The 11,221-nt window shown below is 55.0% G+C and carries 18 protein-coding genes and 1 tRNA gene; 8 read left to right on the top strand and 11 right to left on the bottom strand.

All coding sequences use genetic code 11. The annotated features are described in order from the left end of the window. Nucleotides 1-206 (top strand): DUF2303 family protein (locus tag AC1DU9_RS28545; RefSeq protein WP_477811140.1); only part of this gene is annotated, 206 nt, incomplete at its 5' end. 64 nt (nucleotides 207-270) lie between these two features. Here AC1DU9_RS28545 and AC1DU9_RS28550 read toward each other — a convergent pair. The 3 genes from AC1DU9_RS28550 to AC1DU9_RS28560 all read right to left on the bottom strand — a co-directional run bounded on the left by AC1DU9_RS28550 (nucleotide 271) and on the right by AC1DU9_RS28560 (nucleotide 1,836). Further along, on the bottom strand, nucleotides 271-744 hold the full coding sequence (locus AC1DU9_RS28550; protein WP_477811141.1) for a hypothetical protein: 474 nt from the start codon (nucleotides 742-744) through the stop codon (nucleotides 271-273). Nucleotides 745-855: 111 nt separating this feature from the next. Further along, a complete protein-coding gene (locus tag AC1DU9_RS28555) occupies nucleotides 856-1,533 on the bottom strand; it encodes a DUF2971 domain-containing protein (protein WP_477811142.1) in 678 nt (225 codons plus the stop codon). A 69-nt stretch (nucleotides 1,534-1,602) separates the two neighbouring features. Further along, nucleotides 1,603-1,836 carry a hypothetical protein gene (locus AC1DU9_RS28560; RefSeq protein ID WP_477811143.1) on the bottom strand — a complete coding sequence of 78 codons (234 nt, stop codon included), beginning with the start codon at nucleotides 1,834-1,836 and terminating at the stop codon, nucleotides 1,603-1,605. 51 nt (nucleotides 1,837-1,887) lie between these two features. Between AC1DU9_RS28560 and AC1DU9_RS28565 the strand changes: the two genes are divergently transcribed. Together AC1DU9_RS28565 and AC1DU9_RS28570 are read left to right on the top strand one after the other, a co-directional pair. Then, entirely contained in the window at nucleotides 1,888-2,322 is a 435-nt protein-coding gene (locus AC1DU9_RS28565; protein WP_477811144.1) for a hypothetical protein, read from the top strand. Continuing rightward, entirely contained in the window at nucleotides 2,319-2,633 is a 315-nt protein-coding gene (locus tag AC1DU9_RS28570) for a DUF4406 domain-containing protein (RefSeq protein ID WP_477811145.1), read from the top strand. Before AC1DU9_RS28565 ends, AC1DU9_RS28570 begins: the two co-directional genes overlap by 4 nt. Here the strand turns inward: AC1DU9_RS28570 and AC1DU9_RS28575 are convergent. Continuing rightward, nucleotides 2,620-3,471 carry a hypothetical protein gene (locus AC1DU9_RS28575; protein WP_477811146.1) on the bottom strand — a complete coding sequence of 284 codons (852 nt, stop codon included), beginning with the start codon at nucleotides 3,469-3,471 and terminating at the stop codon, nucleotides 2,620-2,622. The genes AC1DU9_RS28570 and AC1DU9_RS28575 overlap by 14 nt on opposite strands. 167 nt (nucleotides 3,472-3,638) lie before the next feature. Here AC1DU9_RS28575 and AC1DU9_RS28580 point away from each other — a divergent pair, with 167 nt between their 5' ends. Both AC1DU9_RS28580 and AC1DU9_RS28585 read left to right on the top strand, forming a co-directional pair. Beyond that, nucleotides 3,639-3,791 (top strand): hypothetical protein, encoded by a 153-nt coding sequence (locus AC1DU9_RS28580; RefSeq protein WP_477811147.1) that lies wholly within the window; start codon nucleotides 3,639-3,641, stop codon nucleotides 3,789-3,791. A 49-nt stretch (nucleotides 3,792-3,840) separates the two neighbouring features. Then, on the top strand, nucleotides 3,841-4,317 hold the full coding sequence (locus tag AC1DU9_RS28585; protein WP_477811148.1) for an SAM-dependent methyltransferase: 477 nt from the start codon (nucleotides 3,841-3,843) through the stop codon (nucleotides 4,315-4,317). Nucleotides 4,318-4,350: 33 nt separating this feature from the next. Here AC1DU9_RS28585 and AC1DU9_RS28590 read toward each other — a convergent pair whose 3' ends face one another. Further along, nucleotides 4,351-4,572, bottom strand: a complete 222-nt coding sequence (locus AC1DU9_RS28590; protein WP_477811149.1) for a hypothetical protein — start codon at nucleotides 4,570-4,572, stop codon at nucleotides 4,351-4,353. A gap of 115 nt (nucleotides 4,573-4,687) precedes the next feature. Here AC1DU9_RS28590 and AC1DU9_RS28595 point away from each other — a divergent pair, with 115 nt between their 5' ends. The 3 genes from AC1DU9_RS28595 to AC1DU9_RS28605 are packed head-to-tail and all read left to right on the top strand — an operon-like array spanning nucleotide 4,688 to nucleotide 6,274. Next, on the top strand, nucleotides 4,688-4,909 hold the full coding sequence (locus tag AC1DU9_RS28595) for a hypothetical protein (RefSeq protein WP_477811150.1): 222 nt from the start codon (nucleotides 4,688-4,690) through the stop codon (nucleotides 4,907-4,909). A 37-nt stretch (nucleotides 4,910-4,946) separates the two neighbouring features. After that, a complete protein-coding gene (locus AC1DU9_RS28600) occupies nucleotides 4,947-5,159 on the top strand; it encodes a hypothetical protein (RefSeq protein ID WP_477811151.1) in 213 nt (70 codons plus the stop codon). Continuing rightward, nucleotides 5,159-6,274 (top strand): tyrosine-type recombinase/integrase, encoded by a 1,116-nt coding sequence (locus AC1DU9_RS28605; RefSeq protein ID WP_477811154.1) that lies wholly within the window; start codon nucleotides 5,159-5,161, stop codon nucleotides 6,272-6,274. Before AC1DU9_RS28600 ends, AC1DU9_RS28605 begins: the two co-directional genes overlap by 1 nt. Here the strand turns inward: AC1DU9_RS28605 and AC1DU9_RS28610 are convergent. From AC1DU9_RS28610 to pheS, 6 genes are all read right to left on the bottom strand, one after another. After that, on the bottom strand, nucleotides 6,245-6,772 hold the full coding sequence (locus AC1DU9_RS28610) for a hypothetical protein (RefSeq protein ID WP_477811152.1): 528 nt from the start codon (nucleotides 6,770-6,772) through the stop codon (nucleotides 6,245-6,247). The two genes, AC1DU9_RS28605 and AC1DU9_RS28610, sit on opposite strands and share 30 nt — an antisense overlap. A gap of 123 nt (nucleotides 6,773-6,895) precedes the next feature. Next, nucleotides 6,896-6,972 (bottom strand) — tRNA-Pro (locus tag AC1DU9_RS28615). Between the two features lie 89 nt (nucleotides 6,973-7,061). Then, nucleotides 7,062-7,418: a MerR family transcriptional regulator gene (locus AC1DU9_RS28620; RefSeq protein WP_003179985.1), complete on the bottom strand. Its 357-nt coding sequence runs from the start codon at nucleotides 7,416-7,418 to the stop codon at nucleotides 7,062-7,064. Beyond that, the gene (ihfA, locus tag AC1DU9_RS28625; protein ID WP_002553164.1) at nucleotides 7,399-7,701 is read right to left on the bottom strand and encodes an integration host factor subunit alpha; all 303 of its coding nucleotides are present in this window, start codon (nucleotides 7,699-7,701) and stop codon (nucleotides 7,399-7,401) included. The genes AC1DU9_RS28620 and ihfA overlap by 20 nt, the downstream gene beginning before the upstream one ends. A 3-nt stretch (nucleotides 7,702-7,704) precedes the next feature. Then, a complete protein-coding gene (pheT, locus tag AC1DU9_RS28630; RefSeq protein ID WP_477811153.1) occupies nucleotides 7,705-10,083 on the bottom strand; it encodes a phenylalanine--tRNA ligase subunit beta in 2,379 nt (792 codons plus the stop codon). A 26-nt stretch (nucleotides 10,084-10,109) separates the two neighbouring features. Further along, nucleotides 10,110-11,126, bottom strand: a complete 1,017-nt coding sequence (gene pheS, locus AC1DU9_RS28635; RefSeq protein ID WP_007975711.1) for a phenylalanine--tRNA ligase subunit alpha — start codon at nucleotides 11,124-11,126, stop codon at nucleotides 10,110-10,112. Nucleotides 11,127-11,221 lie beyond the last annotated feature (95 nt).

An 11,221-nucleotide genomic window follows, 5' to 3' on the forward strand; every position in this document is an offset into this window, starting at 1 on the left:
ACGTGATCCCATTCGAGGGGCTGACCGAACAGCAGATCATGTTGCGCGTTTCGGTGATCACCAGCGGCGCTCAACCGGTGCTGAAGCTGCGCTGGGTTGGGGAGGAAGTTCAGCGCGAGGACATTGCGCAGGAGTTCAAGACAGTGCTTCAAAGCAATATTGGCGATGCGGCCTCTTTGGCCCTGGGCGCTTTCGATCCGAAATAAGCAACAAAGGCCGGGCGACCGGCCTTACCTACATCAACTACCAAGCCGGATCGAGGCTGGCGCACTATTTAGGGAACGATTTCAACGATTGAATGTGCACTGACATTGACTCCGACAGTTCCTCCAAAGCCACCATCAACTTTCGCCACTCTTGGGGAAATTTTTCACTGCCGTCACTTAGAGATTCAAATTTTTCCTGAGACGCGTAAAAAACATCCTGATAAGCAGCTACCGCTGCAGATTGGGCGCTGTGTTTTTTCTTAACATCAGCATTTGCAAAGAGTCGAATTATGGCATTCAAATGCGCCAGATCTTTTTCAAGATCCATATTTTTTAGCTTTGCCCGAAGAAAAAGCTCAGTTCCTGAAAGCACCGTTAAATATTTTTCTTCGATCGAAAGACGAACTGCACTTTGCTCCAAGCGCTTGGCTGTTTCGGTAGCCGTAATATTGTTCAAAATCCAAGTGCAGACAGACCCTGCTAAAACAGACACGGCAGAAATAACGCCGACCGTAACCATTGCCAATTCCTGAGCCACTTTTACCCCCCTAATCCGGCTCCGTGCCGGGTCGAACACAAATACCCCATCTCTACGAGTCACGCCAGCCGGCGAGCGGCCTTCGAATATCCGTCTGCGATGCTCATTGGATCAGCGCCACAGACTGTCGTCCCTATTTCTGACTATTTTGTATGACTTAAACGCAGTGCGAACTTTAAAATACTCGACTTTGTCCTTGCGTACACCCAAGCTTTTTTCTAGGTCTTGACGAAGTATGCCTGAGTTGCACCCGACAATTACTTGACTTAGAGTCCCGACACTATCGAACGATCGAAAATACAATCCATTTTCCGGATCCGACTCATTCAATAGGAGAATCCGACGAACCTCTCTCTCATACCTCCATTGAGAGTGTTTAATGCGAAGCTGTTTCTCCATCATCTCGAAGCGCTCACGCTTATTTAGGTCCGCATACTGCGCAACATCAAAATTCATCCTTCCAAACTTATATTCAACCAAATGCATATTGTGCTCAGGCACATCAAACACTAAGCAAAGCCCCTTGTGTTTATTGGCATAATGAGCCCACTGGACAGGACTTTGAAAGGACTGACTAAAACATAGCAATCCAAATTTGCTAGCGATTGCCGCTTTGAACTCGCCTATTTTTTTTCGAATGTCTGTATCGAGAGACGAGTAACACACCATTTCGAATGGATCATTAAGATCCATTATCGTTGCAACCTTTAATCTAGACTTTTCAATATTCTGCAATCCATAAACCTCATCGCAGAAATGGTAAACCCGCATCATCCCCGAATCAGTCATGTATTCCCTCACCTGACAAAGATCAAAACCCCAATATACCGGCGAGGCATCCCCATACCCAAAGAAAACCTATAGGCCACGCTCAGCAACCATCTTGGCCCCAAGCTCCCGACCGGCCACCTGCGCCAGCCCGCGGTCAGCGTAAGTCTGGTCACCAGCCACAACCGGAATCACTACCTCATCAACGCGCTTCACCTCGACGTTGATCCGCCAGACCTCCTGGCCGCTCTCCAGTGTTTCGCACTCCATGTAGTTCCAGAGCCGAAAGCCTTCGTGCTCGTCATAAATATCGTGCTTGGTCATGTGGTGATCCTATTGAGGAGGCCACATCGTAGCACCCCATGAGGATTGGCCATGGCCACAGAAAACAAACTCGCCTTGGAGCATCAGCGCGCCGAGCACGTCAATCAGGCAATCCGGGTCATCGCCGACCATGGTCGCCGGTTCTTCTACAGCCAGGCCAGCGGCCGCTATGCCTGCATGGTGGTCGACCAACGCGGCAAGATTTGGTTTATCGACGACTACAGCGGCAAACGCATTCTCACCCAGGAAACGGTGAGGGGTGACAAGTGGCGCGGCTTTACCCATGGCGGGACGTTGCGACGGCTGGTCGAGGAGTTCCGCGATTACATCCGCACCGGCGAGCCGCTGAATCCGTTCTACCTCGGCCCTGAGCGTTCCTTTAATGAAAGCAACATCTGGGGTTACGACGAAGAGGGAATGCGGGCTGTACGTGAGCTGGCCAGCGCCCTTCCCGTATTTCGGCAGCCAGAGCAGGCGGCAGCATGAAGCGCCTCTACCTCAGCGGCCCCATGAGCAACCTACCCGACCTGAACTTCCCGGCCTTCCACTCAATGGCTGCCCGCCTCCGCACCGCTGGCCACCAGGTGGTAAACCCCGCCGAGATCAACCCGGACGGCGGATCGTGGGATGAATGCATGCGCCGCGACATCGCCGCCCTGATGGACTGCGACACCGTGGCCACGCTCCCGAGCTGGGAGCATTCAAAGGGCGCCCGCCTCGAAGTGCTGATCGCTGAACGCCTCGGCATGCCGGTTGTGAATGCCCATGATCTGGTATCGACTATTAGTCGGAGGTAGCTGGCCAAGGTCCTACATGAACAGGTTTTCCATTGTTTAGCCGGCCGCCTACTGGAACAAAAGGACGCTCCACTTTCCATTTTATTTTTGAAAGCAACTCGTAATAAAACGGTTCGGCTACTTTTCCATGGACGGCATGGCAGCACACATACGCAACGACATCTGCTAGCTGGAGAAGCTCGAGGAACGGCCCACCAATATTTGCCTCTATTTTATATACTTCGTTGGCCCCTGCTCCTATCGCCGAAAACCCGCCAGTTAGGTAATGTGCCTGCTGCTTAACTCCTCCCCAAAAATCAACTTTCGAGTAATCAGGAGATGTATATATTTCGCACTGGGCTGCGATCGGCCCTTCTGATCCATCTGGATTAATAGCGAAGCACATATTTGCCAGCAGACCGAGCACACCCTTTGGATCATAACAAGTATTGAGCATGAAATTAGGCATATCAGGATCGTTAGATCCTACTTCTATCCCGCGATCAAAATACTCTTTAACATCCTCCGATGCGTGAGAATATCTAACCAGAACCTTATATTTATTTAAAATAGTAATGATGTTTCGAAAAATGCTTTCAACATCAATCCTACTCAAATGACTTAGCCCAAGCTTTTGCCTCTGCTGACCGCTGGTTAAATTCCGACAGTGAAGATCCACTCCCCTCGGAAACTTAAAGCGTTTCTTTACGAGTAATATATCTCTAAGTATAGATTTTAGTTTTGTACGCTTGAAGAAGACGTAGGCGTATACAAGTTGCCCTTTATATTGGCTATCGTCACCAAATGACATATATGGGGCACTAGTCGAATTACCGGTTACTACAGTAACTGTTTCCATTAGCTCGCTTTCCTTGCGCAGGCGGGCGATTTCGCTAGCCCACATTACTCCAGCAATGGCCTATCGGCTATCTACTGGAACCTCCCCCTTCAAAGTCAGCCGCTATAGCGGCAAAGGACAGGTATTGCCTAATGAAAAGAACAGTCGTACTGACCGGAAAGGCGGTCGTGAGCTTTCGAAAGGTGATTGAGGACATGGATGACGACAAGGTTGCCGACTTGCTGGCCAGCGATGACCTGCGCGGGGCGCAGATCGATGATGACGATCTGCTTGATATCGAATGGATTCATGACGGCACCGACATCGAGGTGACGCCATGATCGCCCTCGCCTGGTTCGCCTACGTGTACTGCTACAAGGGGCCGCGGTGATGAGCGCTGCCGCGAAAGTCCTCGACCCATGCAGCGCCAGTCGAATGATGTGGTTCGACAAGCAGGATCAGCGCGCGCTGTTCGGCGATATCCGCGATGAGGAACACGTCCTATGTGATGGGCGAGTGTTGAAGGTCGAGCCAAACGTCATCATGGACTTTCGATCATTACCCTTCGAGGACGGGACTTTCAAGCTAGTCGTCTTCGACCCGCCACACCTCACCCGCGCAGGCGTGGATAGCTGGATGCGGGCCAAGTACGGGGTGCTCACGGCAGATTGGCGCGACGATATCGCCAAGGGTTTTGCCGAATGCTTCCGCGTGCTGGCCACCGATGGAATCCTGATATTCAAATGGGCCGAAGCCCAGGTGCTGGTCAGCGAGCTGCTTGCACTCACCGACGAAAAACCCTTGTTTGGACACAAGTCCGGTAAGCGTGAAAAAACGCACTGGATCACGTTCATGAAGCGCGGCTAGATGCTCGTATTTTCACGCTCAACTAACTAAGAGTTAAGCATTAGACGCATGCCCTAAAGCCTTCGCCGCAGCATTTTTTAATTCGTTAGGCACCCCAATTGTGGTGGTCATGACCTTTAAAAGGGCTGCGCGAGCGTCGTCCCCCCCTGCATAGCCAAGCCCCTCAGCAGCAGAAACCCTCAGCGCCGTGGTAACGCCGATCTTCGTGTTCATAAGTGCAATCAGCTCTCTAACCGCGTCTTTAGATGTTGTCATCGGTACTTGTCCATAAGGTCCATTTGAGGAGCCTGGATACTAGGTCCTTTGCATGCTGATCGCAATTCCCTCCCCCCTACCAGCCTGCCGGTGAGCGGCGGGCGAGGAATTCTGCATGCCCGCAATTGAGCTGAAGCTCGTCATGGAAGTCGAGGTGATTGGCAACGGCTACGTCGTCAGCGTGCCCGAGCATCACAAGCGCCACTACCCGACCATTGATGACCTGATGGAATCCGCCATCCAGGATCTGAAGGATTCGCTGAAAGAGGCAAACCAGTACGAATGGCCTCGCACCTTCACGCTACGACTTTCTGCAACAGAAACCCCAATCGAATAACCACCTTCTGCCGCCACGCGCGGCATGGAGCATCCCGATGAAAAGAGAGCTGATCAAGATCAGTGAGTTCCAGCGCCGGCGCTGGGGCGAGAACGGCACGCCGCAGTGCCCGCAAGCAATTCGTAACCACATCCGCAACGGCCACGTGCCGGGCGAGCAGATCGGAAAACTCTGGTACGTTGACTGGACAGCGTTCAGTCGATCAGAGGGCAATGACTTGGTCGCGATGGTATTGAAAGGAGCTGCATGATGGTCCCACGGCCGCGCAACAAGGCGAACAAGAGCCTCCCGCAGAACCTGTACTTCGATTCGCGGCGCTCGACCTATCGCTACCGCCGGCCTACTGATGGTAAGTGGTTCCAGTTTGGTACCGACCGAATCAAGGCGATAGATGCCGCGAAGCAGTTGAACCTGGAGTTCATGCGCGGCGCAGACCTGATCGGTGCAGTGATGGGCAGTTCGTCTGAATCGTTTGCCGGCTTCCTCGACACTTACGAGCGCGACGTGCTGCCGCCACGCGAGCTGGCAAAGGGGACGCTCGGCTTGTATGCCGTTCACTTTCGGCGCTTCCGCAAGCAGTTCGAAGGGAAGGCCGTCGATCAGATCACGATCCGCATGATCGCGGAGATGCTGGACGCCCTCACCCCTCGCACAGCCAACCAGTGTAGGGCGCTGCTGGTCGACATCTTTAACCATGCGGCGGCCAAGGGCTTGTGTCCGGACAACCCGGCAGCCAGCACCATCAACAGGATCGAGAAGAAACAGCGCAAGCGGCACACGATTGACGGCCTGAAAGCCATCCGGGAGAAGTCGCCAGTCTGGCTGCAGAACGCAATCGACCTTGCGCTGATCACCGCGCAGCGCCGCACCGACATCCTCAACATGAGATTCGATGGAGTTCGGGAAGGTTTTTTGTATGTGGTGCAGCAGAAGACGGCCAAGGCCAGTGACGCGGCGTGGATTCGGTTCAAGGTGACCGAGGAACTCCAGACTGTAATCAGCCGGTGCCGGGATGACATCGCCTCCCCCTACCTGGTGCATCGCCGTCCCGATCGCCTGAAACAGAAGCAGGCGCAGACGAAGGATCACTGGACGCAGGTCGAAGAGCGGTATTTGACGCGAGCCTTCAAAGAAGCCCGAGAGGTGGCGGGTTGTTATAAAGGATGGAAGGAAGAAGAGATGCCGGGCTTTCACGAAGTGCGAGCGCTATCGCTGCATCTCTACCAAAAAGCCGGAAAGGACGGGCAGAAGATCGCCGGCCATGCCAGCGAGAGCATGACCAAAAACTACCAGAGGGACCACGCTGAAATCGTCTGGTCGGAGGCAACCCCCGATCTAGATATCAGCGAGATCGCCGGGATTTGACTGTTTCCTAGGGATATCCCGGAAGTCTTCGCCATTATTGTGGGTAACACCAACCTGAAGTATCAGGCTAAACGCCCCCAGGATGTACGTGAGGCATCCCACAAACTCCAATGAAGAGGTGTTCCCCTCCCCCCGCGACCTGACGGCTTCAATTATTGCGACCTTATGACCATCTAGCTTTGTTGAGTCCGGATCTAGCGCATGAGCCATCATGTTGCGAATTCGATTGAGTTTCTCGCACAGCGACCACAGCTCAACCATTCCGCCGAGTTTTATGTCAGCCGGATATAAAGCTCTGGATAGATCCAAAATCTGGGCGAACGTAAATCGAGAGTCCTTCAAAAACTGGGGCTGGGGAACCATCTCCGAGCAAAAATCGCGAAGCATTTCTTCCAGCATCAGGTGACATTTCAAGATGAGAGTTATGTCATCCATCTGGGACGTAAAGTGCTTTTCGAAACGCTGATCGTGCTTCTTGCTGAACTCTACGTTGACCATAAATCCACCTTTGAGATGCCAATTTTTCATTGGGTTTTGCGCAAGTTTTGCGCGGGTTTTGCGCAGGCACAAAAAAGCCGATCTAGATGATCGGCTTAAGTGTCTGATTTTACTCAGGAAATATGGTCGGGACGGAGTGATTCGAACACTCGACCCCTAGCACCCCATGCTAGTGCGCTACCGGACTGCGCTACGCCCCGACTAGGCGTGAAACCTGTTCCTCATCTCGAGGAACGCTCAAGAATATATCGCAAGCTTTTGAAAACTGGAAGTATTTAAAAGCGAGAATTTATTTCTTGAGTACCACCAGAACATCTTCGAGCTCGGCGATCATCTGGCGGATCATTTGTTTGTATTGGGTGGTGTCGTCTTTGGCTTCATCACCGGACAAACGCAGGCGCGCTCCGCCGATGGTAAACCCCTGGTCATAAAGAAGCGCGCGGATCTGCCGGATCATCAGCACGTCCTGGCGCTGATAATACCGGCGGTTTCCGCGGCGTTTGACGGGGTTGAGCTGAGGAAACTCCTGCTCCCAGTAGCGCAGCACGTGTGGTTTTACCGCACACAGCTCGCTGACTTCACCAATGGTGAAGTAGCGTTTGCCCGGGATGACGGGGAGCTCGTCGTTATGACTTGGTTCCAGCATAAGCCTCAACTCGGGCCTTCAACTTCTGCCCTGGACGAAAGGTGACCACACGGCGAGCCGTGATCGGGATTTCTTCCCCCGTTTTCGGATTGCGGCCAGGCCGCTGGCGTTTGTCCCGAAGGTCGAAATTGCCGAAACCGGACAATTTGACTTGTTCGTTGTCTTCAAGAGCGTGCCTGATTTCTTCAAAAAACAGTTCGACCAATTCCTTGGCCTCCCGTTTGTTCAGGCCCAGCTCTTCATACAGACGTTCCGCCATCTCAGCTTTCGTCAGAGCCCCCATACGTCACTTCCTTAACGTGGCGTTCAACCTTTTTTCGAGCGAGGTGAGGATGTTTTGCGTTGCGGTATTCACCTCATCGTCATTAAGAGTGCGCGATGGATGCTGCCAGGTCAAGCCGACTGCGAGGCTTTTTCTATCAGGATCAATGCCTTTACCCTGATACACGTCAAATAGCCTGAGGTCTGTCAGCCATTCGCCTGCATTTTCACGGATTACATCCAGTACGGCCGTGGCTGCAACGTCTTTGTGTGCAATCAGTGCAAGGTCACGACGCACTTCAGGAAAGCGCGATAACTCGTGGAATTCAGGCATTTTGCCCGACGCCACTTCCGCCAGAACCAGCTCGAAGACGAACACCGGACGGTCGAGACCGAGGGTTTTCGACAATTCAGGGTGGATCGCGCCAATGAAGCCGACCAGACGACCGTCACGCTCGATGCGCGCGGTTTGACCCGGGTGCAGCGCTGGGTGCTTGCCCGGCACGAAAGTGAACGCATCCAGGGCACCGGCGAAGCCCAGCACCGCTTCCACGTCTGCCTTGACGTCGAAGAAGTCGACGGTATCGCGACCCTGCGCCCAGCCTTCCGGCAGGCGACTACCGCAAATAACACCCGCCAACATCGGCTCTTGCTTCAGACCTTCGAGCTGACCAACGAAACGCAGGCCGCTTTCGAACAGACGCACGCGATCCTGCTGACGGTTCAGGTTGTGCTGAAGCGCCTTGACCAGACCTGGCCACAGCGACGAACGCATGGCGGCCATGTCATTGGAGATCGGATTGGCGAGCAGCAACGGCTCAACACCCGGATTAAACAGTTCGAACTGTTTCGGATCGATGAAGCTGTAGGTAATGGCTTCCTGATATCCACGGGCAACCAGCAGGCGACGCAGTTCAGGCAGGTCGCTACGGGCTTCTGCCTTGGCTTGCGGCGCCAGACGCGCTTGCGGGTAACGAACCGGCAAACGGTTGTAGCCGTACAGGCGCGCCAACTCTTCGATCAGGTCGACTTCCAGGCTGATGTCGAAGCGATGGCTTGGCACTTCTACACGCCACTGCCCTGCCCCGTCGGCAGTAATGGTCAGGCCCAAGGCATTGAGCAGACGCTCCACTTCAGCCGAATCCATTTCCATACCCAGCATCTGGGTAATGCGCTGGGCACGCAGGGTGACCGGAGCAATTTTCGGCAGGTGCTGTTCGCTGACGGTTTCGATGATCGGACCCGCTTCACCACCGGTGATGTCCAGCAGCAAGCCGGTCGCGCGCTCCATGGCTTCGCGGGCCAGTTGCCAGTCCACACCACGCTCATAGCGATGCGATGCATCGGTGTGCAGGCCATAGGAACGGGCCTTGCCTGCTACGGCGATCTGGTCGAAGAAGGCGCTTTCCAGGAACACATCACGGGTGGTCGCGGAAACACCGCTGTGCTCGCCACCCATGACGCCGGCAATCGCCAGTGCGCGGGAGTGGTCGGCAATCACCAGCGTATCGCTACGCAGGGTGACTTCCTGACCGTCGAGCAGTACCAGCTTCTCGCCCTCTTCGGCCATGCGCACACGGATGCCACCGTTGATTTCGGCGAGATCGAAGGCGTGCAGCGRCTGACCCAGCTCCAGCATCACGTAGTTGGTGATGTCGACGGCAGCATCGATGCTGCGCACATCGGCACGACGCAGGCGCTCAACCATCCACAGCGGCGTAGGCCTGGACAGGTCGACGTTACGAATCACACGCCCTAGATAACGTGGGCACGCGGCGGGCGCCAGCACTTCGACCGAACGCACTTCGTCGTGGGCGGCAGGCACCGAAGCCACCACCGGACGAACCACCGGAGCGGCGTACAGTGCGCCGACTTCACGGGCCAGACCGGCCAGGGACAGGCAGTCACCACGGTTCGGGGTCAGATCGACCTCGATGCTGGCGTCTTCCAGGTCCAGATAAACGCGGAAATCCTTACCTACCGGCGCATCGGCCGGCAGCTCCATCAGACCGTCATTACCTTCACCGACCTGCAGCTCGGATTGCGAGCACAGCATGCCGTTGGACTCAACGCCACGCAGCTTGGCCTTCTTGATCTTGAAGTCGCCTGGCAGTTCGGCGCCGATCATGGCGAAAGGAATCTTCAGGCCCGGGCGCACGTTTGGCGCACCGCAAACAACCTGGAAGGTTTCCGAACCATTGCTGACCTGGCACACGCGCAGTTTGTCGGCGTCCGGGTGCTGCTCGGTGCTCAGCACCTCGCCAACCACCACGCCACTGAAAACACCGGCGGCCGGCGTAACGCTATCGACCTCAAGACCGGCCATCGACAGACGAGCAACCAGCTCGTCGCGACTTACCTGCGGGCTAACCCAGCCACGCAGCCATTGTTCACTGAATTTCATCCTGCTCTCCTAAGAATTCGTTACGACTAGCGAAATTGCGCGAGGAACCGCAAGTCGTTGTCGAAGAACAGACGCAAGTCGTTCACGCCGTAACGCAGCATGGCCAGACGCTCGACACCCATGCCGAAGGCAAAGCCCGAGAACTCTTCCGGGTCGATCCCGGACATGCGCAGCACGTTCGGGTGCACCATGCCGCAGCCCATCACTTCCAGCCAGCCGGTCTGCTTGCAGACGCGGCAGCCTTTACCGCTGCACATCACGCACTCCATGTCGACTTCGGCGGATGGCTCGGTGAACGGGAAGTAGGAAGGACGGAAACGCACCGCCAGTTCCTTTTCGAAGAACACCCGCAGGAACTCTTCGATGGTGCCTTTGAGGTCGGCGAAATTGATGTCGCGATCGATCAGCAGGCCTTCGACCTGGTGGAACATCGGCGAGTGGGTGATATCGGAGTCGCTGCGATATACACGGCCTGGGCAGACGATGCGGATCGGCGGCTGTTTCGACTCCATGGTGCGGACCTGTACCGGCGAGGTATGGGTGCGCAACAGCATGTTCGCATTGAAATAGAAGGTGTCATGCATCGACCGGGCCGGGTGGTGGCCTGGGATGTTGAGCGCTTCGAAGTTGTGATAGTCGTCTTCGACCTCAGGGCCTTCGGCAATGCCGTAGCCAATACGGGTGAAGAACTGTTCGACGCGTTCCAGAGTACGGGTAACCGGATGCAGACCACCGGAGGTCTGACCACGGCCAGGCAGGGTCACGTCAATGGACTCGGCAGAGAGTTTGGCAGCCAGGTCGGCTTCTTCAAACAATGCCTTGCGCGCATTAAGGACCTCTGTGACACGCTCCTTGGCAACGTTGATCAGCGCACCGACCTGCGGACGCTCTTCTGCCGGCAAATTCCCCAGGGTCTTCATCACCTGAGTCAATTCACCCTTCTTGCCAAGGTAGTGAACCCGGATTTGCTCCAGGGCATTGATATCTTCAGCGCTTTGCACAGCCTCTAGAGCTTGAGAGACGAGCGCGTCCAGGTTTTCCATGTACAGACTCCAGATACAAAATAGGGGAAGAGCTTGAAGGCTCTTCCCCTATTTATGACGTTTAACACCTGACCCCACAGATGCGAGGCCGGGTG

The organism is Pseudomonas sp. P4_C1 (assembly GCF_056402155.1).